The following is a 25,671-nucleotide window of genomic DNA, read 5'->3' on the forward strand; positions in this document are numbered from 1 at the left end:
AATGCCAGTTTTTACCGTGACCGGGGACGTCGATCCCTTCCTGCACGTGTCGATGAAGCAGGGCGAGACCATCTATTGCGAATCCGACGCGATGGTGATGATGGAATCGACCCTCGATCTCAAGGGCAAGATGAAGGGTGGCCTCGGTAGCGCGCTGATGCGCACCTTCGCCAACGGCGAGTCGTTCTTCCAGCAGCACATCGAAGCGACCCGTGGCGAAGGCGACTGCCTGCTGTCGCCAACCCTGCCGGGCGCGATGCAGATCGTCGACGTCGGTCCGAACAATTACATCATCAGCGATGGCGCCTTCGTCGCGGCCACGTCCGGCGTGGACCTGCGGGTGCGCACGCAAAGCCTGGGCAACGCGCTGTTCGCGCAGAGCGGCGGCTTCTTCGTCACCGAGACGGGCGGCCAGGGCCAGGTGGTGGTGTCGGGCTTCGGTTCGATGTCGGTCCTGGAGGTCGAGCCGGGCAAGGACGCGATCATCGACAACTCGCACGTGGTGTGCTGGGACAGCACCCTGCGCTACGAGATCTCGATCACGACCGGCACCAGCGGCGGCTTCCTGGGCAACCTGATCAACAGCCAGACCAGCGGCGAGGGCATGGTCCTGCGCTTCTCGGGTCGTGGCAAGGTATATGTGTGTTCGCGTAACCGCACCGCATTCAAGGCCTGGATGCAGGCGCCCGCAAAATAAGGAGCTATAACAATGTCAGTCAATCTGCAAAAGGGACAGAAGATCTCCCTGGACAAGGAAGCCGGTGGCGGCCTCTCCCGCGTGACCATGGGTCTGGGCTGGGACGCGATCAAGTCGAAGGGCTTCTTCGGCTTCGGCGGCGGCAAGTCCGAAGCCGTCGACCTCGACGCCTCGGTGGTGATGTTCGACGAGTCGAACCGCCCGATGGACGTGGTCTGGTTCCGCCAGCTCAAGAGCCGCGACGGCAGCATCTCGCACTCGGGCGACAATCGCACCGGCGCCGGCGATGGCGACGACGAGCAGATCAGCGTCGACCTGAACGCCGTGCCGGCGAACGTCAAGGCGCTGGTGTTCACGGTGAACAGCTTCACCGGCCAGAACTTCTCGACCGTCGAGAACGCCTACTGCCGCCTGATCAACGCAGCGAACCAGCAAGAGGTGGCGCGCTTCAACCTGTCGGTGACCGGCTCGCACTCGGCCCAGATCATGGCCAAGCTGTACCGCCACAACGGCGAGTGGAAGATGCATGCGATCGGCGAGAACGGCACTGGCCGGACCTTCGACGATCTGATGCCGCAGATTACGGTGCACCTGTAACCGGCTTTTTCGCCAAACGACCGAACCGGGGCCGAGGTCCCGGTTTTTTATTGTTCGGGCATGCCGTCGCAAATGTAACGGCAGAGCTTTTCGGAATCGGCTTCGTACTTGTCGATGACCGATTCCTCTTCATCCTTGAGCAGCGCCAGCTTCTTGGGATCGGTTTCTGCATTTTTCTTCCGGTCAAGTTCGGCGATCTTGCGCTGGTAGGCTTCCCGCTTTGCATCGGACGGGCCCACCTCGGCGCAGTTGCGCATGCACTGCGACCTGGTGTTATAGGTTTTCTGGGCAAACGCGGTGTTCGACAACATGCATGCCAATGCACACAGCGCGACAATCTTTTTCATGTGTTTCCTTTCCGGTCATAAGCTGGTTTCGAAACGCACCACGATGCGCGCGTGGTTTGCGTTCCAGGCCGAGAGGCGGACGATGCTGTCCTGCTCCAGGTATTCGTCGATGCGGGCCTTGCGCCTGGCCAGCAGGTTGTCGAGGTTGAGCCGCAAGACGGTGCTCTTGCTGACGTTCCAGCTCGCATTCAGGTTCAGCACGCGCCGGCTCGATTCGTAGACGCGCTGGTTGACGCTGCTGCGCACCCAGTCCTCGGGCAGGTAGCTGGCATCGAAGCCCAGTTTCACGGGCAGCGACTGCAGCGCGTAGCTGCCGCCCAGCTTGGCGCGCCAGGGCGACTGCCCGGCAATGCGGTTGTCGGGACCGGGCAGGTCGCTGAGGGTCGAGTCGGCCAGGCCGATGCTGCCGGAGAGTTCCAGGTTCGCCAGCGTTGGCGAGAAATCCTTGCCCGCCAGGCGCGCTTCCAGGTCCAGGCCGCGTATCCGCGCCTGGCCCAGGTTGGCCTGGCGGATCACGTAGCGCGGCACGCTGGCCCAGGGCACGTCCACCAGCGCGACCTCCTGGCCGTTCTTGTCGCCGATGTCGCGCGCATGGAATTCCACGCTGACCTCGCTGTCGCGGCCGAACCCGTGCGCATACGACAGGTTCAGGCCGAGCGCGCGTTCCGGCCGCAGCGCGGGATTGCCGCTGCTGTCGGCCAGGTCGATGCCGTTGGCGCCGCACAAGCCCTGGGCCGGGCATGGCGCATATGGATTGATCGTGGGCCGCAGCAGCATTTCGTCGAAGAAGGGCGTGCGGTAGCTGCGCGCCAGCGAGGCCCTGAGCTGGCGCTTGCGATTGCCGCCAATGCGGTGCGAGACATGCGCCGACGGCGACCACAGGTCGAATCGCGGACGGTTGTCGACCGGACCCTCGACCAGGCGGTAATGGCGTCGTTCGCCTGACGCGCCCAGGTTGACGGCCCAGCGCCGGTTGATCCGCCATTCGTCCTGGATGAACAACCGGACGCTGGTCAGGCGGGATGCCGTTTCCGGCCCCAGCACGGCCAGGCTGGGGTCTGGACGGCCGTCGATCAGGTCGGTATGGCTACTGTCGCTTTCGTTGCGCGCGAACTTGGCGCCGGCGCTGATCCGGTGGCCATCCTCGGTCTCGATGGCGTAGTCGAGGTCGAGGAAGTAGTTGCGCGTGCTTTGGTCCTGGTCATTGACACGCTGGCGCGGGCCGCCCGGCGACCATATTTCGTCCCGGCGCAGGCGGCTGTCCGAACGCGAGCCGCTGGCAAGAAGCTTGACGGCCAGGCTGCTGTCCGGGTCGATCTTCCAGTTCCACAGCAAGGGCAGGTGCAGATTGTTCGTGGGGCTCGTCCCGGTCTGGTTCGCGAACGAGGTCGGGCCGGACAGCCAGCGCCGCTGTTCCTGGCTGTCATTGTCGGAGTTGGCGCGCGCGATTTCCGGGCTGAAGGTCAGCGTGTGATCGGCATCCAGGGCCCAGGCCAGCACACCGCTCGCACTGATCGATTCGAACAGGCCCGGGGTATGGGCTTCGCCTTCGTACTCACGGGCCACGTCCGAGCCCGGCCGTTCGCGGGTCTGGACATAGCTGCCATTTGCGGTGGACAACCTGCGCCAGCGCGACAGCATGAAGGTATGGCTGAAGTCATCGCTCACGCCGGTGGTCGACCAGGTCAGGTCCATGCCCTTCCTGCCGCCCTCGGTGCGCACATTGCCGTGCAATCTGGACGACGTCTTGCGCTGCGCCTTGCGCAGGACGATGTTGATGGTGCCGGCGATGCCGAACGGCCCGGTGGCTGCGGTGGTGGTCTTGGCGATCTCGATGCGTTCGACGCGCATCAGGTCGATGTTCATGTAGTCGCCGGTCTGCGCCTGGCCATCGACCAGCACCTGGGTATAGCCGGGCAGGCCGAGCAGACCGATGCGGCCGCCCTTGTCGACGCTGATCGCGGGCTCGCGCCGGAGCAGTTCGCCGGTATTCTGCAGGCCGCTGTCGGCGATTTTCTTCTGGCCGATGATGATTTTTCCGGCGACGAAATCCTGGCCCGCCTCGACGTCTGTCTGGGCGCCGCTGATGACGACTTGCTGGGGTGGCGCGCTCGCCTCGGTCTGGGCATGCGCGCAGGTGCAATACAGGGCTAACAGGCAGGCGAGACGATGGTGCATCCGATTGAATCCAATACCAAACCGGTCGATCCTATCAACGAAAGTTCGCCGAAAATGCGCCAAATGTCACTGTAGCGCTCACACGTTTTCATGCTTGACAAGGACTGCGGATGCCCTTAGTGTATCAACCAACTAATACACCAATACGCCATGCCCCCCCAACCATCTCAACTGTTCTCGATCGTCCCCGGTTCGACCGATCCGATCTACCGGCAACTGGTCGACCAGGTGCGCCGGCTGGTGGCCGGCGGCCAGCTGGCGCCGGGCGATGCGCTGCCGTCGGTGCGCGAGGTCGCGCTGCAGCTCGCCGTCAATCCGATGACCGTGTCCAAGGCGTATGGGTTGCTCGAGCTGGAAGGCCTGCTCGAGCGCCGCCGCGGCATCGGCATGATCGTCGCCGACCGGCCGGCCGGCAGGGGCGGGGCGAGCGCTGCCGGCGAGCGCCTGGCGCTGCTGCGTCCCACCCTTGAACGCGCCGCGCGCGAGGCGCGCGAGCTCGAACTCGATCCCGACACCGTCCTCTCTCTCTTTACAACCATCCTGAAGGAATCACCGTGACCGCACTCCCGATCCAGATGCGCGGCGTCGCCAGGCGCTTCGGCAACAAGACCGTACTCGACGGCCTCGATTGGGAGGTCGGACCGGGCCAGGTGATCGGCCTGCTGGGGCGCAACGGCGCCGGCAAGTCGACACTGATGGAATGCCTGCTGGGCCTGCGCGAGATCGACGGCGGCAGCATCGCGCTGTTCGGCGAATCGCCCGCCGCGCTGTCGGACGCGACCCGCGCCCGCATCGGCTACGTGCCGCAGAAGTCCGACCTGTTCGACTGGATGACGCCGCTGCAGATGCTGGACTACTTCAAGGCGCTGTATCCGCGCTGGAACGACGCCAAGGTCGAGGGCCTGCTGGGCCGCTGGGGCATCGATCTCGCCATGCGCAACAAGCCGATCCGGCGCCTGTCGGGCGGCGAGCAGCAGCGCCTGTCGATCATCCGCGCGCTGGCCCACGATCCCGAGCTGCTGGTGCTGGACGAACCGGTGTCGGCGCTCGACCCGGCCGGGCGGCGCGATTTTCTCACCGAGCTGATCGACGGCGTGATCGAGCGCGGCACCACGGTGGTGTTCTCGACCCATATTCTCACCGACCTGGAGCGGGTGGCGCTGGACGTCGCCTTCCTCAAGGATGGCCGCATCGTGCTCGAAGGGGATCTGGACGACCTGCTCGATGGCGCCGCCAGCCACGTGCCGTCCGGCGCGCGCGTGCCGTCGAACCTGGAAGACCTGTTCATCGAGGTGACCCGGTGAGCCCGCGCCTGGCGCTCTACGGACTGCTGTGGCGCTCGGCGCTGGCGCAGGTGCACCCGTATGCCCATCGGCTCGTCGTTTGGCTGACGCCGGTCCTGTCGCTGGTGGCGGCGGCGCTCGCCTGGAAAGTGTACGACCTGGCCACTGGGGCGCGCTGGGGCGCAAACATGCTGTGCAGCTTGGTCCTTCTCACCTGGACCTGGGGCTTTCTGCCTGGCGCTTTCAAGCTCAATTCCCCCGCCAATGCCCAGCTGACACCCGGGATGCGGGCGCGCTTGCTGGAACTGGCCTCGGCAGTGTGGATGCTGTGCATCGCCGGACTGGCGTTTGCCAATGCAGGCAGCGCGTCGGACGTCGTCCTGCGCGTGGTCTGGTGGATGGTGGCTTCGCTTGGCCTGGCGCTGGCGGCCACCGGCAGCGGCGCCGGATCGGCAGTGCTCCTCGCGATCTGGCCGTTGATGGGATTGCCGTCCGTGATACCGGACCGGGCGTACGCCATGATGGCGCATCCGGCCTTCCTCCCGCTGCTGGCGGCCCTGCTTTTGCTGCCCGGGCTGGCGGCCATGCGCGTGATTCTCGCGCAGGCGGGGGACCGGCATTGGCAGTTGCTGGAAAAGCGCACGGTATGGCGTGACAGGAACGCGTTCAAGCTCCGCGGGGAGAACGGTTTGCTGCTCTCGTGGCAGGCATACTCGCTGCGCCTGGCCGGCAAGCGCCGTGACCTGGGCGCCATGCTTTTGCACGGCAGCGGCCCCGGCCTGCCATTGGGCGTGATCGCGCTGAGCATTGCCGGCATGGGCCTGTTCGGGCTGCTGCTGGTCGGCTTCATGCGCCTGGGCGGCTACCCCAAGGCGGCCGAGCTCGCGCTGGAGATGGGCTGGATGTGGAGTCTGCTGCCATTGCTCCTGTTCCAGTTGCACACGAACTTGCTGGCGAACCTGACGGACATGCCTGCTGGCCAGCCTCTGCTCAGGCTGGCGCCGGCGATGCCCGCTACCGCGCCGCGGTTCAATCGCTTGCTGGCCTCGACGGCATTGCGCAGCAGTCTGGCGGCCTGGGGCATGGCGGCGGCCACGGCGCTCCTGTGCAGCTTCCTGAGCGGCGCCGGCGCGGATGAGCTGCTGCTGGTGGCCAGCCTGTGTGGCCTGGCCCTGCCGGCCCTGGCCTTGCCGCTGCGCGACCATGCACGCCGCCCACGCTGGAATCCGGTTCTGCAGTGGCTGACGGTGTTGGCGCTGGCGGGCGGCTGCCTGCTGGTCGCACTGCCCATCGGACGACTTCTGGCATTGCCGGTTTTTCCGACTGCGGCTGGCCTTGCCATCGTGCTGACGGCTTTCCTAGTGTCGCGCCGCTACCGTTCGACACTTCGCGCGCCGTTCGCTTTTCCCGCCGGAAGGCTGGATTGACGGGGGATGGGTCATGTCCCGCGATGTGATCTGTTCATTAACCGAGTTGCCGAAGGGGATAGATCGATCGTTCTTTTTGTTGCTGAGCAACAACCGGTCCACTGGCACTTTGATACTGAACTTCGGTTTTTGCTGAAAAAAAGTCGCACTGAAGATAAGGTTTCGCTGTTGTACTTACTCATAAAAAAACCTTCATCTTCAGGGCAACCATGCTTTTCAAACTGACACTGCGACTCCGGCTGATCGCCACGATGGCCATGCTTGGCTTCCTCATCACCGCTGTCGGCCTGCTCGGCATCTACGGCATGCGTGAAGACCACGCCACGCTCGAGCAGGTGTACTCCAATCAGCTGGCGTCCAGCATCGCGATCAATAATTCCAAGAACTTCCTGAACCGCGCGCGTTTTGGCCTGGACCGCGCCGTGTTCCATCCGGACGCGGCCGACGTCGGCAAGACCCTGAGCCGCGCCAAGGACTTCATCGACGACGCGAACAAGGAATGGCAGCGTTACCTCGCCCTGCCGCGCGACGCCGAGGAAGCGGCATTGGCCAAGACCCTGGAAGTCGAACGCAACCGCTACATCAACGACGGCATGCTGGCGCTGGCCACCGCCATCGAGCAGATGAACGTCGAGCGCATCGAAGCGCTGTCGATGACGGAAATGACGGCCCTGTACGGTGTCTTCGACAAGGCATCGAGCGCCCTGGACGATTACCAGCTGACGGCCGCCAAGCGGGGCTACGACGAGAGCGGCCGTCTGTTCGACACGCTGATGTGGATCTCCAGCGCCAGCGTGGTGCTCGGCGTGCTGCTGGCGGCGGTGTCGTCGTGGCTGCTGCTGCGCGCCATCATGCGGCCGCTCGACCACGCGCTCGGCCACTTCGACGCGATGGCCCATGGCGACCTGTCGACCAGGGTGCAGATCGACCGCGACGACGAAATGGGCGCACTGCTCAAGGGCCTGGCCACCATGCAGCAGCAGCTGGCCACGACCGTGCGCGGCGTGCGCGACAGCAGCATGTCGATCGCCAGCGCCAGCAGCGAGATCGCGGCCGGTAACATGAACTTATCAAGCCGTACCGAGCAGCAGGCCAGCGGCCTGGAAGAAACCGCTTCTTCGCTCGAGGAATTGACCACCACCGTGCAGCACAATGCGGACAATGTGCGCCAGGCGAATAACGTGGCGCGCTCGGCGTCCGAAGTCGCGGTGCGCGGCGGCCAGCTGGTGTCGGAAGTGGTGCAGACCATGGGCGCCATCGATGCCTCGTCCAAGCGCATCGTGGACATCATCTCGACCATCGACGGCATCGCCTTCCAGACCAATATCCTGGCGCTGAACGCGGCCGTCGAAGCGGCCCGCGCAGGCGAGCAGGGCCGCGGTTTCGCGGTCGTGGCCGGCGAAGTGCGCAACCTGGCGCAGCGCTCGGCGGCGGCGGCCAAGGAAATCAAGGAGCTGATCAGCACCTCGGTCCGCAACGTCGAGGCGGGCGCCGCCCTGGTCGACAGCGCCGGCACTACCATGGACGAGATCGTCAGTAGCGTGACCCGCGTCAGCGACATCATGGCCGAGATCCTGGCCGCCGGCGAAGAGCAGACCGCCGGCATCCAGCAGATCAACGAAGCGGTCAGCCATATGGACCAGGCGACCCAGCAGAACGCCGCCCTGGTCGAGGAAGCGGCAGCCGCCACCGGCGCGTTGCAGGATCAGGCGCATGCGCTGCAACAGATGGTGGGCGTGTTCAAGATCGATGCGCAGGCGGCGCCTCAAGCGCAGGCGCCGGTGCGCGCGCGCGCCGGCCACGAGCGCATGGCCCTGGCTGCGTAAGCCGGCACGCCGTCCCGCCAGGGCGCCCGGCGAGGGCGCGCCAAAAAATCGCCGGGCGGCGCCGCATATTACGGCGCGATGACGTTGCGAAACATGCAATAATGCCGCATGAACGCGCGCAACCATGTCCCCGGACCCCATCAGGCAAAAGATCGACTCCATGGGTAGTCCACTAGCGTTTCCCGCTTCCGGCGCCGCGATGGCGGCGGCGATCCGCGATCACGACTGGGCGGCCTCGCCGCTGGGCCCGATCGCATCCTGGCCCGCGACGCTGCGCACCAGCATCAATATCGTGCTGGACTCGGCCTTTCCGAGCTTTATCGTCTGGGGGCCGGACCAGACCCTGCTCTACAACGACGCCTACGCCGAGATCCTGTGCAACAAGCACCCGGCCGCGCTGGGGCAGGCGTTCCAGGCCGTCTGGCACGAAATCTGGGACGTGCTCGGGCCGCTGGTCGAGCGCACCCTGGTGGGCGGCGAATCGCACAAGATGAACGACATCGCGCTCGTCATGCAGCGCAAGGGCTATGCCGAGCACACCTGGTTCACCTATTCCTATGGTCCCGTGCGCGACGATGCCGGCCGCATCCTCGGCCTGCTGTGCAACTGCATCGAAACCACCGAGGCCGTGCTCCGGCAGCGGCGCCAGGCGGCCGACGAAGCGGTGCTGCGCGAGCACGAATCGGCGTCGCGCGAGGACGCCGAGCGGGTCCGGCTGGCACTGGAGGCGGGCGCCATCATCGGCACCTGGTTCTGGGACTTGCCGACCGACCGCTTCACCGTCGACGAAGCCTTCGCGCGCGCCTTCGGCCTCGACCCGGCCATCGGCCGCACCGGCCTCTCGCTGGCGCAGGTGGTGGCCACCGTGCACCCCGACGACCAGGCCGGCCTGGCGCAGGCCATCAATACGGTGATCGCGCGCGGCGGCCATTACGCCCACCAGTACCGGGTGCGGCGCGCCGACGGCCGGTATTACTGGATCGAGGCCAATGGCCGGGTCGACCTGGCGCCGGACGGCACCGGCCTGCTGTTCCCGGGCGTGCTGATCGACGTCGAGGGCCGGCGCGCGGTGGAGGCCGAGCGCGACGGCGCGATCCTCAAGCTGCGCGCGCTCAACGAGCAGCTGGAACAGAAGGTGCTGGCCCAGGCGCTGGCGCGCGGGCGCACCTGGCAGCTCAGCCCCGACATCCTGGGCGTGCTCAATGCCGACGGTTTCATGGAGACCTCGAACCCGGCCTGGCAGGCCACGCTGGGCTGGACCGAGGAAGAAGTCGCCGGTACGCCCTTCCTCGACTTCATCCACCCCGACGACCGCGCCCGCACCGAGACGGTCTGGCGCAATGCGCTGGAGCGCGGCATTCCCGCGCTGCGCTTCGAGAACCGCTACCGCCACAAGACCGGCGGCTGGCGCTGGCTGTCGTGGGTGGCGGTGCCGGACGAGCGCAAGGTGTACTGCTCGGCGCGCGACATCAGCGTCGAGCGCGAACGCCAGGCCGAGCTGGAACGGGCGCAGGAACAGCTGCGCCATTCGCAGAAGATGGAGGCGGTCGGCCAGCTCACCGGCGGGCTGGCGCATGACTTCAACAACCTGCTGGCCGGCGTCGCGGGCAGCCTCGACCTGATCAAGCTGCGCCTGGGGCAGGGCCGCGCCGACGAGATCGAGCGCTATCTCACGGTGGCCCAGGGCGCGACCAGGCGGGCGGCGGCGCTGACCCACCGGCTGCTGGCCTTTTCGCGGCGCCAGACGCTGGCGCCCAGGGCCATCTGCGTCAACACCATGGTCGACGGCATGCTGGAAATGATCCGGCGCACGGTGGGCCCTGGCGTGCGGGTCGAGCCGGCGTACAGCGAGGTGCCGTGGACGGCGCTGGTCGACCAGTCGCAGCTCGAGAACGCGCTGCTGAACCTGTGCATCAATGCGCGCGACGCGATGCCGGACGGCGGACGCATCGCGATCGCCACCGCCAACCGGGTGCTCGGCCTTGAGGCCGCGCGCGGCCACGAACTGCCGCCGGGCGATTATCTCGCGCTGTCGGTGGCCGACACCGGCGCCGGCATGGCGCCGGACGTGCTGGCCAAGGCCTTCGAGCCCTTCTTCACCACCAAGCCGCTGGGCCAGGGCACGGGGCTGGGACTGTCGATGATCTACGGCTTCGCCAAGCAGTCCGGCGGGCAGGTGGCCATCGACTCGCAGCTGGGGCAGGGCACCACGGTCAGCATCTTCCTGCCGCGCCATCGCGGCGCGGCCGAGGGCCCGGAGGCGGCGCCCGCCCTCGCGGCGCCGCCGGCCGGCCGCGGCGAGACGATCCTGGTGGTGGACGACGAGCCGAGCGTGCGCACGCTGGTGGTCGACCTGCTCGGGGAGCTCGGCTACACGGTGCTGGAAGCCGAGGACGGCGCCGGCGGCCTGGCGCTGCTGCAATCGGACGCGCGCATCGACCTCGTGATCTCGGACGTCGGCCTGCCGGGCATGATGAATGGACGCCAGATGGCGGACGCGGCGCGCGTCAAGCGTCCCCGGCTGAAGGTATTGTTCATCACCGGCTACGCCGAAACCGCCTTGCTCGACCACGGGCAGCTCGCGCCCGGCATGTCGGTGCTGACCAAGCCGTTCTCGATCGACGCGATGGCGCAGCGGGTGCGCGAACTGGTCGCGCGCTAGTTCAGGCGCCGGGCCAGGTCGACAGCGCCTGCCCGACCGCCGCCTCGAGCGTCTCGCGCTCGAAGCCGGCCCCGGCCTGGATCGCCATGCCGTGCAGCAGACGTATTACCAGGGAGGCGAGCGCGGTTACACCGATTACCCGCCCGCCAGCTAGTGCCCGCGGCGCTGCACCAGCGCCGTGCCGACGCCGTGGCGCTTGCCCTCGCTGACGGCGGTGACGGTGCCGTCCGGGTTGAACACCAGCGCATTGGCCGCGCCGATTTCTTCGGCCGGCGACTCCCAGCGCTGGCCGAAGCCCGACAGGGCGCGCGCCTGCGCCGTGTCCGTGAAGCCCGGCTCGACCGAGGTGTCGAGCGCATTGCGCTGGCTGATGCGCGGCGCATCGAGCGCCTGGTCCATCGGCATGCCGAAGTCGACGTGGTTCACGATGGTCTGCAGCACCGTGGTGATGATGGTCGAGCCGCCGGGGCTGCCGATGCTGAAGGCCGGCTTGCCGTCCTTGAGCGCGATCGTGGGCGCCATGCTCGAGCGCGGCCGCTTGCCGGCTTCCGGCACGTTCGGGTGCGGCCCGCTGGCGTCGAAGTCGAAGTCGGTGAGTTCGTTATTGAGCAGGAAGCCGTAGCCCGGCACCACGATGCCGCTGCCGCCCCAGGATTCGATGGTGAAGGTGTACGCCACCACGTTGCCGTCCTTGTCCGACACCGTCAGGTGGGTGGTGTGGGCGCTCTCGGGCGCCAGCTTGACGGCGGCGGCGGGCTGGGTGCGCAGAGGGATGCTCGGGTCGTCCTGGTAGCGGTAGGGGTCGCCCGCCGCCACCGCGCCCGGCGCGGCCTTGCGCGGATCGATCAGCGCACGCCGCTCGGCCGCATACTGCTTGGAGAGCAGGCCGGCGAGCGGCGCATCGACGTATTCGGGGTCGGCCAGATAGGCATTGCGGTCGGCGAAGGCCAGGCGGCTGGCTTCGATATAGAGGTGCTCGGCGCGGGCGCGCGGCAGAGACTTGAGGTCGTAGCCTTCGAGGATGTTGAGCGCATGCGCCACCGTCGGGCCGCCGCTGCTCGGCAGGGGCATGCCATACAGTTCGTAGCCGCGATAAGTGCTGCGCAGGGCGGGGCGGATGCGCGCCTCGTAGTTGGCGAGATCCGCCATGGTCATGGCGCCGGGCCGTACGGCATACCCTTTCGCGACCGGCGGCCGGTTGACGCTGTCGACGATCGCGCGTGCGATCGGCCCTTCATAGAATGCCTTCACGCCGCCTTGCGCGATCTCGCGGTAGGCGCGCGCCATGCCGGGATTGCGCAGCAGCGTGCCGGCGGGCAGCGCCTTGCCCTTGTGCAGGTACAGCTCGCTCGTCGGCGCGAACTGGCGGAACTTCTTGTCGTTCTGTTCGACCAGCTTGCTGAAATTGGCGTTGATGCGAAAGCCGCCGTCGGCCACCTCGATCGCCGGCGCCAGCACCTGGGAAAAGCGCATGCTGCCGTAGCGTTCGAGCGCCTCGTGCCAGCCGCGCACGGTGCCCGGCACGCCGACCGCCGCTCCGCTGGCGACCGCCGTCTCGAAGTCGAGCGGCTTGCCATCTTGCTGGAACAGTCGCGGGCCCACCGCGCCGGGCGCCGTTTCGCGGTGGTCGATGGTGATCACGCGCTTGTCCCTGGCCAGGTAGATCACCATGAACCCGCCGCCGCCAATGCCGCAGCTGAAGGGGTCGGTGACGCCCAGCGTGGCGGCCGCGGCCACCGCGGCGTCGACCGCGTTGCCGCCTTGATGCAGGATGGTGAGCGCTGCCTGCGAGGCTTGCGCGCTGATCGTGGCGACGGCGCCCCCGGTGCCGGTCATGACCGGCGCGGCCGCAACGCCCTGGAAGGAAACGGCGACGACCAGGACGCACGCCAGTGCGGCCCGCGGCAGGCGGCGCGGCGCCATCAGCTGCCGTACATATTGAAGACCACCGGATACGACGCCGGTTTCGCTTCCGCCATGCCGCGCGGCTGCGGCACGAACGAGGGATCGAGTTCGATGCGCGCGCCGCGCAGGCCGGGCGAGGTATAGCCGGGTTTGCCCTGCACCAGCCAGAAGCCCTGCGCCATGTTGTTGATGCGCAGGGTGAAGCGGTAGGCCAGCTGGCCGGCCCACATGCAGCGCGCATTGTCCGGGCAGCGGCTGTCGTCGGCGCCCTCGTAGGTGAGGGAGAGGCGCTGGTCGATCGGCAATGGCGGCAGGTGCAGGGTCTGGCGCTCGCTCAGCGTGTACTGGGCGTTGGGCAGGCGGTCGGGCGTGGCGCAGGCCGACAGCAGGCCGGCGGCGGCGATGGAGAGGACGCAGGGCAGGGTGCGCATCGGTGTCATCCAGGGTTTGACGGGAACCCATGATAGCAAAACCGCAATCGACCGGTCGCGTGACAGCGAAAAGACAGGGCATGGTCAAGTCATAAACAGGTCATATTCGGCAGCTATTCTTTTTCCTGTAGTCCAAAACGTATCCCTCAACCAGAGATAGGAATAACAATGTTCAAGAAGATCCTCGCCGGCGCTGCCGCCACGCTCGTGATGACGACCTCGTTCGCCGCCGACATTACCGGCGCGGGCGCGACCTTCCCGTACCCGATCTACGCCAAGTGGGCTGAAAGCTACAAGGCCGCCACCGGCACCGGCCTGAACTACCAGTCGGTCGGCTCGGGCGCCGGCATCAAGCAGATCAAGGCGAAGACCGTGGACTTCGGCGCATCGGACATGCCGCTGAAGGCGGAAGAGCTGGACAAGGAAGGCCTGATGCAGTTCCCGGCGATCATGGGCGGCGTGGTCGCCGTGGTCAACGTCGACGGCGTGACCCCGGGCCAGCTGAAGATGACCGGTCCGCTGCTGGCCGACATCTACATGGGCAAGATCACCAAGTGGAACGCGCCGGAAATCGCCGCTTTGAACCCGGGCGTGAAACTGCCTGCTCTGGATGTCACCGTCGTGCACCGCGCCGACAGCTCGGGCACCTCGTTCCTGTTCACCGACTTCCTGGCCAAGACCAGCCCGGCATGGAAAGAGAGCATCGGTTCGGGCACCACCGTGAAGTGGGCCGTGGGCGTGGGCGGCAAGGGCAACGAAGGCGTCGCCGCCAACGTGCAGCGTATCAAGGGCGCAATCGGCTACGTCGAGTGGGCTTATGCCAAGAAGAACAAGCTGTCGCACACCCAGTTGCGCAACAAGGAAGGCGTCGACCTGCAACCGTCGGACGACGTATTCAAGGCCGCCGCCGCCAATGCCGAGTGGACCAAGGCCCCAGGCTTCGGCGTGGTGCTGACCGACGGCGCCGGCAAGCAGAGCTGGCCGATCACCGGCGTGTCGTACATCCTGATGCACAAGAGCCAGGCCGACGCCAAGAAAGGCCAGGAAGTCGTGAAGTTCTTCGACTGGTCGTTCAAGAACGGCGCCCCGGCAGCTGCCGAGCTGGACTACGTGCCGATGCCGGCCAGCGTCGTCAAGCAAGTGCAGGACGCCTGGAAAGCCAACCTGAAGGACGCTTCGGGCAAGGCCATCATGTAAGACGCCTTCACGGCGACCGATCCGGCAGCCTGGCTGCCGGATTTTCGTTGGTGCGCTCGCGGCACCGTGGGCCGCATCAACGCAGAACCTCTTTTTGGGCATCCCATGACAACGGCGAACACGATCGTCCTGGTGATCGACGACAAGCCGGCCATTGCCGAGCTGCTCAAGTTCTCGCTGCACGAGGACGAGTGGGTCTGGCATGACGTGCCGAGCCTGGCGCAAGCCTGGGACTTCATCGGGCGCGAGCGCCCGGAACTGTTGCTGCAGGAATCGATGCTGCGCAATGAAGGCGGCATGCGCCTGCTGGCGCGCCTGCGCGGCGACCGCCGCCTGCGCGAGCAGCCGGTGATCCTGCTGGCGGCGCAATGCGCGGAAGGCGAGCGTCCCGCCAGCCTCCCGGCGCCCGTCCCCCATCCCGAATTCATTCCCCAGGCCCCGCTCGAGCAGGCGCGCGAACTGTCGCCCGAGTCGCGCCTGTTGCGCTCGGGCCGCCTGGTGCTCGATCCGCTCAGCTGCAGCGTGCGGGTCGGCAGCCACAAGGTCGAGGTCAGGCACGCCGAATACCGGCTGCTGCGCTTCCTGCTGTGCCATCCGGGCCAGGTGTTTACGCGCACCCAGCTGCTGGAGCAACTGTGGGAAGCCCACGCCTCGCTCGACCAGCGCACGGTGGACGTGCACGTGCTGCGCCTGCGCAAGGCGCTGGGGCGGGCCAAGTCGCTGATCAAGACCGTGCGCGGCGCCGGCTACATGCTGTCGCCGACCTGAAGCGCGGTCTGACGCCATCCTCGGACATCTTTTTTCGCCGAAATAGGGCGGCTAGTCTGTTGTGCATTCGCAAGAAAGCGCTGGCGTTCTCATGTCAGTATCGCGATTTTGACGAGACGAGCAGCCTTCCGCGTTCATGCCGGAACCGACACGCCCCTTGCGGCCCCTGCTGCCCTTGCCCGACGGGGGCTGGCAGGCGATGTCGGTCGCCACCCCGGTCGACTTCAAGATCCGCGGCCTGGCATTGGTGCCCCCGCGGAGCACGGTGCCCGTGATCGTCGTTCCCGGCATCATGGGGACCAACCTCAGGGCAAAGAGCAAGCCACGCTCGCGGGAAGAAGAGAACGAGGAGGTCAATCCTGGCAAGCCAGCCTGGCGGCCGCCCAACACGACGCCGGGCGGATTGTGGGATGCGCTGGTCTGGGACCAATACGATCCCGCCTACCGCCAGCGCCTGCTCGACCCCGACACGCTGGAGGTGGACGACAGCGGCGAACCGCATATCCGTCACGACCAGTGGGGGCCGCATGTCCACCCCCAACTGGCGCGCGAGCGCTGGTGGGGCGAGCTGCATGCCGGTTCCTACATCGACCTGCTGTGTATGCTGGAAACGCGCCTGAACCAGACCTTCTACCGCCGCTACGCGGAGGATATGCGGCGCATCCGGCCACACTGGCAAGAAGTGATGGATTGCGATCCTGCGAAATGGGGTTTTCCGCACATGGCGCCGCTGACCGAGGCCGAGCTGGAACGGCATGCGCTCCACCATTATCCGGTGTACGGCGCCGGTTATCACTGGTTGCGCAGCGCGCACGAAGCGTCGCAGCGCCTCGAGCAGCGCATCGACGACGTCATCGACTACTGGAAGGCGCACAAGCGCAAGTGCGAGCAGGTCATCCTCGTGACGCACTCGATGGGCGGCCTGGTTGCGCGTGCCTGCGCCAGGCGCATCCCGGACAAGATCGCCGGCGTGATCCATGGCGCGATGCCGGCCCTGGGCGCTCCCGCCGCCTACCGCCGCATGGCTTGTGGCACCGAGGTCAACGACTTCGTCGGCCGCTTCGCCGCCATGATCCTTGGCGCGACGACCTACGACACCACGCCCGTGCTGGCGACATCGCCCGGTCCGCTCGAATTGCTGCCGAACCATCTGTATCCGGGACCGTGGCTGCATGTCAGCGTCAGGCAGCCGTCTGGTAGCCAGAGCGTGCCGGATGCCGTTCTCGATTGTCTGCATCTGCCCAACGAAACGAAGCCCGACCCGTACAAAATTTATCGCGACCTGACATCCTGGTATCGGTTGGTCGATCCTGCACTGGCTGATCCGGCGGGGAAATACAAGCCCGAAAACAAGAATGGAACCGTGGAAGCCGCTATCGAGAAAGCCATCGATACAGCGGAGCGCTTCCACAAGGAACACTTGGGGGATTACTACCATCCCAATACCTATGCTTTCTATGGGGCCGATCCCGACCGACGCGCCTTCGGTCAGGTGCGCTGGGTCGGACGCAAGCCGTCCGAGTCGCGGACCGTCCTCACGCCATCCAACGTCAAGGAAGGCAGCTTCATCCGCCATTACCCTGACGGTCGGCTCGTGGGCGTCGAACCCGGCTGCGAAATGCTCTTCAGGCCGGAACCACCCGACACCCGGGGCGACGGCACCGTGCCACACCAATCCAGCGCTGGTCCGGCCGGCAATATCCGGCAGTTGTTCGAGACGCGCGGCTATGACCATCAAGGCAGCTACCGCAGCGAGGATATGCTGATGCTCACGCTGCGCCTGATCGTCAGGATCGTGCAAGGGATCTCCCAATGAGATATTTGCAGAAGAGGTGGGCCCGGTTATGGGCCGTGGTGTTCGCGGCCTTGACAGGCACGTGGGCGGTGGGCGCCGTACTGGACAGGTACGAGGTGGAGAAGATGACGGAAAAGATGCAGACAGTATGTGTCGGCAGGATGCTGATCGACCTGCCGGCTGAGGCGCAATACCGCTTCCTCGGAGAAAAGATCAGCGGCTTCAGCATCGGCGCGTTCGCAGAAAGCGCGGAGGCGTTCAGCGCCCGGCTGGCGGAACGGGAAGCGGAAATCCGGGCCAAGCCGGACCGGCTTGGTGGGGGCAACAACCTGGAAGTCGTCAGGGGTGTGAAGACTGACAGTGGCCTTGTCGGAAAAATATTCATGCATGAACGCGTTGTAACCGAGGGCAGCGCCTATACATCGAGTGGTGAGAGACACTATCGCTATGAGGACTTCACGCTTGAGGCGCATGTCCATGGCGATGGCATCGCCATCGAAGCATCGGGCGATGAATTCCGGCAGGAGGCCCTGGAAAACCTCGTCAAGCTCGTTCACCAGTTCGTGGCCAACCCTGGCAACCGCATACCCACCGAGCCTGGTTTCTGCCTCGACCAAGCCTATGTGCGAGACCCGCACAGGGCCGCCCAGGGCGAACGGGCCGTGATGGTGGCCGGCCTGCCGAGCCGTCCGGACATCGAGATCAAGTTCGACACGACCGCCGGCACCAAGCCGGGAAAGGGACTGCTCGAGCGGGCTGCCGCCTCGCACGCGCGGGCGCCCCTGATCATCAGCGCACGCTTCGCGAAGCTGCGCGCCGCGCCACGCACGGTCGGTGGCCTGACCGGTGACGAACTCGTCGAGCAGGTGCTCGAAGAGAACTTTTCCATTATCTACGGGTTCCGATGGGAGGTGGACGGCAGTGAAGACAATGTACTCGTCCCCGATGTGCGCCTGATGATGAAAACCGGCAGTGGGGACGACGGGCCAGTGCCGTCCTCGCTGTCGCAGCCGGCAGCCCTCGCGCTGTGGGACAGGATCATCTCCAGCATCCGCATACGGCCGACGCAGCCGCCCAGGGCGGCCGCGGCCGATGTCACTTGATCGCCGTCTCGCAAGCGCAAGCCTCCAAAAATTTCACGTGTCACTACGCTGACATATTTGCAATCTAGACTGGCGGCAACTTGTCCTTTGGCCGCAGTAATGAGCAAACATCCCGGGCTCGCCCCCTACCTGGCGCCCTATCTGGACCCCGCGCGCAGCAACCGCTTCCTGGTCCTGCTGTGGCCGCTGCTGGCCGTGCTGGCATGCGGCGCGTTGTGGGCGGCGACCCTGTTGCGGGTCGAGGCCGAGCGGGAGCGCGTGGCCGGCCAGGCGCGCAAGGACGTGGCGGCCTACGCCGAAGCCTACGAGCAGTACATCACGCGCTCGGTGGCGCAGATGGACCAGATCACGATGCAGCTGAAGTTCAGCTGGGAGAATTCGCGCCAGGCTGGCCTGCTCGACGAGATGCGGCGCGACGGCATGTTCACCGACAGCGCCTTTCACGTGGTGGCGGTGCTCGACCGCGGCGGCGTCGTGCGCTCCAGCACACGCGCCGGCCTGATCGGCGCCGACCTGGCGCCCAGCGCCTGGTTCAACCACCACCGCGACAACAACTCGACCGCGCTGCGGGTCGGCGCCGCGCCGACGCAGTTCGGCAGCGCCGACGACGTGGTGCTGTTCACGCGCCGCCTCGAAACGCTTGAAGAGGAATTCGACGGCGTGGTGCTGATGGCGATCGACGCCCGCTACTTCACGTCCTTCGTCAGCCCGGCCACCATCGGCGCCGGCGGCATCGTGGCGCTGGCCGGCAGCGAAGGACGGTTGCGGGTCGAGCAGCGCAGCAACGGCGCATCGTTCACGGACGCGGTCGCGCTGCCGCGCCGCGGCGGCGCCTGGTCGGGCGAACAGGGTGTGCGCCTGGTCGAGGGCGAGGGCGGCTTCGCCGACGGCCAGTCGCGCGTGCTGGGCTGGCGCCAGTCGACCGCCTATCCGCTGGTGGCCCTGGTCGGCCTGCCGCAGCACGAAGCGCTGGCGGCCAGCAACGGCTACTGGGTCGAGAGCCGCGACCGCGCCATCGTCGCCACCCTGTGCCTGTTGCTGCTGGGCGCGGTCGGGGCGGTGCTGGCGCGGCGCGCCGTGGCGCGCGCCAGGGAACAGGACGAGGTGCGGCGCGCCTACCGCGCGGCCACCGAGAGCGGCAACGACGGCTTCTACATGGCCTCCGCGGTGCGCGCGCGCGACGGCCAGATCACGGATTTCCGCATCGTCGACTGCAACGAGCGCGGCGCCTTCTTCTATGGCGTGACGCGCGACGAGCTGGTCGGGTCGAGCCTGACCGGGATCGACAGCGGCCTGTTCGGCGAGGATCTCCTCGGCACCTACCGCAAGGCGATGGACAGCGGCTTTCATGAAGACGACCGCAGGATGCCGAGCGATAACCGGCTCAATATCAGCTGGGGCCGCCGACGCCTGGTACGGGTCGGCAACGGCCTGGCGGTGACCCTGCAGGACATCAGCGAGCGCAAGGCGCACGAGGCCCAGCTCGAGCGCCTGGCCAACGAAGATTCGCTGACCGGCCTGGCCACTCGCCATGCCTTCCTGGAGCGCATACCGGCCATGCTGGCCCAGGCGCAGGAAGCCAGCACCGGCAACGGCGCCAGCGCCGCGCTGCTGTTCATCGACCTGGACGAGTTCAAGCATGTCAACGACACCCACGGCCACGCCACCGGCGACCAGCTGCTGAAGGCCGCCGCCGGCCGCCTGTTGTCCTTGCTGCGTCCGGGCGACGGGGTGGCGCGCTTCGGCGGCGACGAATTCGTGGTGCTGCTGTCGCCCTGCGACGGCGAGCGCCAGGCCGCCTCGGTGGCCTCGCGCATCGTCGAGGCTTTCGCCGTGCCGTTCCTGATCGGCGACGAGCTGCACGCCGTGGGCTCCTCGATCGGCATCAGCCTGTATCCGCGCGACGGGCTCGATGCCGAGACCCTGGTCAGGCACAGCGACATCGCCATGTACGTCGGCAAGAACGAGGGCAAGGGGCAATACCGCTTCTTCGATCCCTCGCTGTCGTCGACCCTCAACTCGCGCGCGCGCCTGAAGCAGAACATGCTCGAAGCGCTCGAGGCCGACCAGTTCGTGCTGCACTACCAGCCGCGCGTGGACGCGCGCAGCGGAGAATTGCTGAGCATGGAAGCGCTGGTGCGCTGGCGCCATCCGTCCCTGGGCATGGTGGCGCCGGGCGAATTCATCCCGCTGGCCGAAGCCACCGGGCTGATCGTGCGCATCGGCGAGACCGTGATCGACAAGGCCTGCGCCCAGCTGGCCTCCTGGCGCGAGGCCGGCGTGGCGCTGGTGCCGGTCTCGATCAACGTCTCGCCCAAGCAGTTCCTGCGCGGCGGCGTGCAGCGCCAGCTGAGCGCGGCGCTGGTCAAGCACCGGGTGCCGGCCAGCCTGATCGAAGTCGAGATCACCGAGTCGGCGATGATGGGCGACCAGGACGACATCCTGGCCGAGCTGGCGGCCCTGCGCGCGCTCGGGGTGAAACTGCATGTGGACGATTTCGGCACCGGCTACTCGTCGCTGTCGCAGCTGCAGCGTCTCAAGATGGACGTGCTGAAGGTCGACCGCGCCTTCACCACCGAGCTGGCCAATTCGAAGGAGGGCAAGGTGTTCTTCCAGGCCATCGTGTCGATGGCGCACGCGTTGGGCATGTCGGTGGTGGCCGAGGGCGTCGAAACCGAGGAACAGCTGGCGATCCTGCGCCACCTCGATTGCAACGAGGTGCAGGGTTACTTTATCGCGCGTCCGGTGCCGGCCGACGAGATGGCGGCGATGATGGAGCGGCGTTATCTGCTGGACGCGCAAACCGCCCCCGCTGTTTAGTAAAGAACATAAACTGCGCCGTCATGAGGTCTTGTTGGTCGCCATGGCCTGCCGACTGTGCTTAACTCGACGCCATGAAGATTGTTTGCTCCCTGTTCGCTGCATTCGCCATGCTGATCGGCGTGGCCTGCGCGCCCGCCGCCGCATTCGAGCGGGGCGAGCCCATGAACGTCGCCAGCTTCAACCTGCGCTATGACAATCCCCAGGATGGACCCAACGCCTGGCCGGCGCGCAGGGAGATGGTCAAGGCGCTGATCCGCCATCACGAATTCGACATCGTCGGCACCCAGGAGGGACTCGCCGGCCAGGTCGCCGACCTGGCGCAGATGGAAGAATTCGACCACGTCGGCGTCGGCCGCGACGATGGCAAACAGGCCGGCGAGCATTCGGCCATCTTCTTCCGCAAGAGCCGCTTCGCGCTGCTGGACAAGGGCGATTTCTGGCTCAGCGAAACGCCCGACCGGCCCTCGCTGGGCTGGGATGCGACCTGCTGCCATCGCATCGTCTCGTGGGCCAGGCTGCGCGAACGCGCCAGCGGCCGGGTGTTGTACGTGTTCTCGGCGCACTTCGACCATGAAGGCGTCGTCGCGCGCCGTGCATCGAGCGAGCTGTTGCTGCGCAAGATCGCCGAGATCGGCCGCGGCGAACCGGCCATCTGCGTCGGCGACTTCAATTCGACGCCCGACACGCCGCAGATGCGGGCGATGGCGACGACCATGCGCGACGCCTACCGGGTCAGCAGCACGCCGCCGTACGGGCCGATCGGCACCTACCATGGCTTCAGGATGGATGCGCCGCTGCAGGACCGCATCGACTACGTCTTCGTCGACCGCCATTTCGAGGTGCTCAAGTACGCGGCGCTGGGCGATTCGCTGCGCGGGCGCTATCCGTCGGACCACCATCCGGTGGTCGCGCGGGTGCAGTTCAGGTTGCGCTCAGTCGAGGTCGGCCGCGTCGTGCCGCTCGTGCACCTGGTCGGCTTCGGGACCGAACGAGCGGTTGACCTTGCGCCCACGGATGACGGCCGGCCGCGCGGCGATCTCGTCGGCCCAGCGTTTGACGTGCCTGTATTCGTGCACGGAGAGGAATTCGGCCGCCTCGTACAGCTGGCCCAGCACCAGCCCGCCATACCAGGGCCAGATCGCCATGTCGGCGATCGTGTACTCCTCGCCCGCGACGAAGCGCTTGTCGGCCAGGTGGCGGTCGAGCACGTCGAGCTGGCGCTTGGTTTCCATCGCGTAGCGGTCGATCGGGTACTGCAGCTTTTCCGGCGCATAGGCATAGAAGTGACCGAAACCGCCGCCGACAAAAGGAGCCGATCCCATCTGCCAGAACAGCCAGTTCATGGTCTCGGCGCGCGCCACGCCGTCCTTCGGCAGGAAGGCGCCGAATTTCTCGGCCAGGTAGACCAGGATCGAGCCGGATTCGAACACGCGCACCGGCTCGGCGCCACTGCGGTCGACCAGGGCCGGGATCTTCGAGTTGGGATTGGCCTCGACGAAACCGCTCGAGAACTGCATGCCTTCGTTGATGCGGATGAGCCAGGCATTGTACTCGGCGCCGCTGTGGCCGGCCGCCAGCAATTCTTCCAGCAGGATCGTTACCTTGACGCCGTTCGGCGTGGCCAGCGAATACAGCTGCAGCGGATGCTGGCCGACCGGAAGTTCCTTGTCGTGGGTCGGGCCTGCGACCGGGCGGTTGATGCTGGCGAAGGTTCCGCCCGACGAGGCGGGCGGGGTCCAGACTTTCGGTGGGACGTAGGATGCTTGGTCAGCCATGGGGTCTCCTTGAACCTGGTCAAAGAAATCATTCTAGCCAATGGGAGAGAAACGCGTTGGCGCGGCCCCGAAAAGGGGCGGGCGGCCTGCCACTTGCTGCAAGATTCGTACGACTTTCCGCATTCTCCAGGAGAAAAGTCTGCTGGCGCTGGCTTCGGCGCGCGGGATTTCCTATCCTGTCCCGTCCACCACGCAAAAGACCAGGACATGACGAAACCCTCGCGTCGCGACGCCTTCAAGATCCTGCTGGCGGGCGCCAGCCTGCCGGCGCTGCCCATGGCGGCGGCATCGACTGACTGCCAGGCTGGCGGGAAGGCCTGGCGCCGCGGCATCGAAGGCCAGCGCCGGGCCGACCAGGGCGACGGCACCTACCTGAATCCCATTATCGCCGGCGACCATCCGGACCCCACCGTGCTCAAGGACGGCCAGGACTACTACCTCACATATTCTTCGTTCTATTCCTACCCGGGCCTGGTGATCTGGCATTCGACCGACCTGGTCAACTGGCGCCCGGTCGCGCCGGCGCTGAGCAAACCCCTGGGGACGATCTGGGCCGTCGACCTGTGCAAGCACGACGGCCGCTATTTCATCTACATCCCGGCCGCGCCGGACGGCAAGCCGTGGTCGATCTACGCGATCTGGGCCGACCGCATCGAGGGGCCGTGGAGCGATCCGGTTGACCTCAGGATTGCCGACTGCATCGATCCCGGCCACGTGGTGGGCGAGGACGGCAAGCGCTACCTGTTCGTCAACGGCATCCGCAAGATCCGGCTGACCGACGACGGGCTGGCCACCGATGGCCGGCTCGCGAAGGCCTACGAGCCCTGGCGCTATCCGGCCGACTGGATCGTCGAGAACTTCGCGCCCGAAGGGCCGAAGCTGCTGCGGCGCGGCAAGTGGTTCTATCTGGTGACGGCGGTCGGCGGCACCGCCGGCCCGGTCACCGGCCATATGGTGATCGCAGCGCGCTCGACCTCGGTGCATGGACCATGGGAACACTGCCCGCACAACCCGCTGGTGCGTTCGCTGGGCACGGCCGAACCGTGGTGGTCGCGCGGCCATGCGACCCTGGTCGAGGGGCCGTCCGGCGACTGGTGGATGATCTATCACGGCTACGAGAACGGCTACCGCACCCTGGGGCGGCAGACGCTGCTGGAGCCGATCGAATGGACGGACGACGGCTGGTTCCGCGCCATGGGCGGCGACCTGTCGCGGCCATTGCCGATGCCGAAGGGAGGAAAGGCCGGCCCGGCCGGCCAGGCGCTGTCCGACGATTTCAGGCGCGACCGCTTCGGCGTGCAGTGGGCCTTCCACGATCCGGCGCCGGACGAGATGCGCCGCGCGCGTTACACGGATACGGGGCTGCGGATCGCCGGTCGCGGCGCGTCGCCGGCCGACAGCCGGCCGCTGACCTGCGGCGTCGGCGACCGCGCCTACGAGGTGGAGGTGACGCTCACCCTGGAGGGAGAGGCCGAAGCCGGCCTGCTGCTGTTCTACAGCCAGAAAGCCTTCGTCGGCATCGGGTTCACGCGCGACGAGGTCAAGACCTTCCAGTACGCCGAAGAACAGGGCTGGGCGCGGGGCAAGCGCAAGACTTCCTCGGTACGGGTGCGGATGACGAACGACGAGCACGTCGTCACCTGGCGCTACTCGCACGACGGCGGCAAGACCTGGACCCTGCACGGGACACGGATGGAAGTGTCGGGCATCCACCACAATGTGTTCGGCGGCTTCCTGAGCCTGAAGGTCGGCATCTATTGCGCCGGCGCCGGCGCGGTGACGCTCGGCGATTTCCGCTACCGGGCGCTGTGAGTGCGGGACTGACAGCGCCAAAGAAAAACCCCGCCGCAGCGGGGTTTCCGATGGAGCAGGGCCGGCTTACACGTAAGCCGCCAGCGCGCCTTTCATCTTCTTGAGCGCGGCCGATTCGATCTGGCGAATACGCTCGGCCGACACGCTGAACTCTTCGGCCAGCGTATGCAGCGTGGCGCCCGAGCCGTCGTCGTTGGCCAGCCAGCGCGCCTCGATGATGCGGCGCGAACGCGGGTCGAGCTTGCCCAGCGCCGTTTCCAGGCCTTCGGACTGCAGGCGGGTGACCTGCTCGGCCTCGAGCACCTTGGTCGGTTCCTGCTGGTCCGACGACAGATAGGCGATCGGCGAGAACTTGTCGTCTTCGTCGTCGGTCGGCGACTCCAGCGCGATGTCGCGGCCCGACAGGCGAGTTTCCATCTCGATCACTTCTTCGCGCTTGACGCCCAGCAACTTGGCGAGGTCGTCGACCTGGCTTGGCGACATCGCGTCCAGGCCGGTCTTGTTGCTGCGCAGGTTGAAGAACAGCTTGCGCTGGGCCTTGGTCGTGGCGACCTTCACCAGGCGCCAGTTCTTGAGAATGTATTCATGCATCTCGGCCTTGATCCAGTGCATGGCGTACGACACCAGGCGCACGCCCTGGTTCGGGTCGAAGCGCTTGACCGCCTTCATCAGGCCGATATTGCCTTCCTGGATCAGGTCGGCGTGCGGCAGGCCATAGCCCAGGTAGCCGCGCGCGATCGATACCACCAGGCGCAGGTGCGACAGCACCAGCTTTTGCGCGGCGTCGAGATCGTGGTCGTCGCGCAGCCGCTTTGCCAGCGATACCTCTTCTTCGTGCGTGAGCATCGGCAGGCGATTGACGGCCGAGATATAGGCGTCGATATTGCCCAGATTGCCGGTGAAACCCAGTCCCAGAGCACGACTGCCGGTCGGAACCAATGCGGATTGTGCGGACATATTCATTTCCCTCGTAGTAATCTTGCTGCATCCTCAATGTGCCATAACTTATTGCCTTGCGGCACTGCTGTTACGGCTTGTTACCTGG

19 protein-coding genes and 1 pseudogene are annotated in these 25,671 nt (G+C 66.5%); 14 read left to right on the forward strand and 6 right to left on the reverse strand.

Going from position 1 to position 25,671, the window contains the following annotated elements; all coding sequences use genetic code 11:
• Position 1: 1 nt before the first annotated feature.
• Positions 2 to 697 carry a TIGR00266 family protein gene (locus KY496_RS23380; RefSeq protein ID WP_005668141.1) on the forward strand — a complete coding sequence of 232 codons (696 nt, stop codon included), beginning with the start codon at positions 2 to 4 and terminating at the stop codon, positions 695 to 697.
• A gap of 12 nt (positions 698 to 709) precedes the next feature.
• Positions 710 to 1,294, forward strand: a complete 585-nt coding sequence (locus KY496_RS23385; RefSeq protein ID WP_005668143.1) for a TerD family protein — start codon at positions 710 to 712, stop codon at positions 1,292 to 1,294.
• 47 nt (positions 1,295 to 1,341) lie between these two features.
• On the opposite strand, the gene KY496_RS23390 is transcribed toward KY496_RS23385, so the two are convergent.
• Both KY496_RS23390 and KY496_RS23395 read right to left on the reverse strand, forming a co-directional pair.
• The gene (locus KY496_RS23390) at positions 1,342 to 1,641 is read right to left on the reverse strand and encodes a hypothetical protein (protein WP_005668145.1); all 300 of its coding nucleotides are present in this window, start codon (positions 1,639 to 1,641) and stop codon (positions 1,342 to 1,344) included.
• Positions 1,642 to 1,656: 15 nt separating this feature from the next.
• Entirely contained in the window at positions 1,657 to 3,819 is a 2,163-nt protein-coding gene (locus KY496_RS23395; RefSeq protein ID WP_219862662.1) for a TonB-dependent siderophore receptor, read from the reverse strand.
• 150 nt (positions 3,820 to 3,969) lie between these two features.
• Here KY496_RS23395 and KY496_RS23400 point away from each other — a divergent pair, with 150 nt between their 5' ends.
• The 5 genes from KY496_RS23400 to KY496_RS23420 all read left to right on the forward strand — a co-directional run bounded on the left by KY496_RS23400 (position 3,970) and on the right by KY496_RS23420 (position 11,017).
• On the forward strand, positions 3,970 to 4,377 hold the full coding sequence (locus KY496_RS23400) for a GntR family transcriptional regulator (RefSeq protein WP_005668149.1): 408 nt from the start codon (positions 3,970 to 3,972) through the stop codon (positions 4,375 to 4,377).
• Positions 4,374 to 5,123 carry an ABC transporter ATP-binding protein gene (locus tag KY496_RS23405; protein WP_229520348.1) on the forward strand — a complete coding sequence of 250 codons (750 nt, stop codon included), beginning with the start codon at positions 4,374 to 4,376 and terminating at the stop codon, positions 5,121 to 5,123. Before KY496_RS23400 ends, KY496_RS23405 begins: the two co-directional genes overlap by 4 nt.
• Complete coding sequence (locus KY496_RS23410) at positions 5,120 to 6,529, forward strand: hypothetical protein (protein WP_219862664.1); 1,410 nt, start codon at positions 5,120 to 5,122, stop codon at positions 6,527 to 6,529. Before KY496_RS23405 ends, KY496_RS23410 begins: the two co-directional genes overlap by 4 nt.
• Before the next feature lie 209 nt (positions 6,530 to 6,738).
• A complete protein-coding gene (locus tag KY496_RS23415; RefSeq protein ID WP_219862666.1) occupies positions 6,739 to 8,355 on the forward strand; it encodes a methyl-accepting chemotaxis protein in 1,617 nt (538 codons plus the stop codon).
• Between the two features lie 160 nt (positions 8,356 to 8,515).
• On the forward strand, positions 8,516 to 11,017 hold the full coding sequence (locus KY496_RS23420; protein ID WP_229520350.1) for a hybrid sensor histidine kinase/response regulator: 2,502 nt from the start codon (positions 8,516 to 8,518) through the stop codon (positions 11,015 to 11,017).
• Positions 11,018 to 11,167: 150 nt separating this feature from the next.
• Here the strand turns inward: KY496_RS23420 and ggt are convergent, their stop codons facing one another.
• On the reverse strand, positions 11,168 to 12,940 hold the full coding sequence (ggt, locus tag KY496_RS23425) for a gamma-glutamyltransferase (RefSeq protein ID WP_184235481.1): 1,773 nt from the start codon (positions 12,938 to 12,940) through the stop codon (positions 11,168 to 11,170).
• Positions 12,940 to 13,353 (reverse strand): hypothetical protein, encoded by a 414-nt coding sequence (locus KY496_RS23430; protein WP_184235478.1) that lies wholly within the window; start codon positions 13,351 to 13,353, stop codon positions 12,940 to 12,942. Before KY496_RS23430 ends, ggt begins: the two co-directional genes overlap by 1 nt.
• Positions 13,354 to 13,521: 168 nt before the next feature.
• Between KY496_RS23430 and pstS the strand changes: the two genes are divergently transcribed.
• The 6 genes and pseudogenes from pstS to KY496_RS23460 form a co-directional block, all read left to right on the forward strand.
• Positions 13,522 to 14,550: a phosphate ABC transporter substrate-binding protein PstS gene (pstS, locus tag KY496_RS23435; RefSeq protein ID WP_005668162.1), complete on the forward strand. Its 1,029-nt coding sequence runs from the start codon at positions 13,522 to 13,524 to the stop codon at positions 14,548 to 14,550.
• A 105-nt stretch (positions 14,551 to 14,655) separates the two neighbouring features.
• Positions 14,656 to 15,318, forward strand: coding sequence for a response regulator transcription factor (locus KY496_RS23440; protein WP_005668163.1), 663 nt, complete (start codon positions 14,656 to 14,658; stop codon positions 15,316 to 15,318).
• Between the two features lie 157 nt (positions 15,319 to 15,475).
• A complete protein-coding gene (locus KY496_RS23445) occupies positions 15,476 to 17,134 on the forward strand; it encodes a triacylglycerol lipase (RefSeq protein ID WP_229520351.1) in 1,659 nt (552 codons plus the stop codon).
• 116 nt (positions 17,135 to 17,250) lie between these two features.
• Entirely contained in the window at positions 17,251 to 18,216 is a 966-nt protein-coding gene (locus KY496_RS23450) for a T6SS immunity protein Tli4 family protein (RefSeq protein WP_267877528.1), read from the forward strand.
• Between the two features lie 99 nt (positions 18,217 to 18,315).
• Complete coding sequence (locus KY496_RS23455; RefSeq protein ID WP_219862674.1) at positions 18,316 to 21,036, forward strand: EAL domain-containing protein; 2,721 nt, start codon at positions 18,316 to 18,318, stop codon at positions 21,034 to 21,036.
• Between the two features lie 164 nt (positions 21,037 to 21,200).
• Positions 21,201 to 21,875 (forward strand): annotated as a pseudogene (locus KY496_RS23460) (endonuclease/exonuclease/phosphatase family protein); the annotation flags it as partial.
• A gap of 96 nt (positions 21,876 to 21,971) precedes the next feature.
• Here KY496_RS23460 and yghU read toward each other — a convergent pair.
• Positions 21,972 to 22,814 (reverse strand): glutathione-dependent disulfide-bond oxidoreductase, encoded by an 843-nt coding sequence (yghU, locus tag KY496_RS23465; RefSeq protein ID WP_219865162.1) that lies wholly within the window; start codon positions 22,812 to 22,814, stop codon positions 21,972 to 21,974.
• Positions 22,815 to 23,021: 207 nt separating this feature from the next.
• Here yghU and KY496_RS23470 point away from each other — a divergent pair, with 207 nt between their 5' ends.
• Positions 23,022 to 24,626, forward strand: a complete 1,605-nt coding sequence (locus tag KY496_RS23470; RefSeq protein ID WP_219865163.1) for a family 43 glycosylhydrolase — start codon at positions 23,022 to 23,024, stop codon at positions 24,624 to 24,626.
• Between the two features lie 66 nt (positions 24,627 to 24,692).
• On the opposite strand, the gene rpoH is transcribed toward KY496_RS23470, so the two are convergent.
• Positions 24,693 to 25,583, reverse strand: coding sequence for an RNA polymerase sigma factor RpoH (rpoH, locus tag KY496_RS23475; protein ID WP_184235462.1), 891 nt, complete (start codon positions 25,581 to 25,583; stop codon positions 24,693 to 24,695).
• Positions 25,584 to 25,671 lie beyond the last annotated feature (88 nt).

The organism is Massilia sp. NP310, from assembly GCF_019443485.1.
GTDB classification, from domain to species: domain Bacteria; phylum Pseudomonadota; class Gammaproteobacteria; order Burkholderiales; family Burkholderiaceae_D; genus Telluria; species Telluria timonae.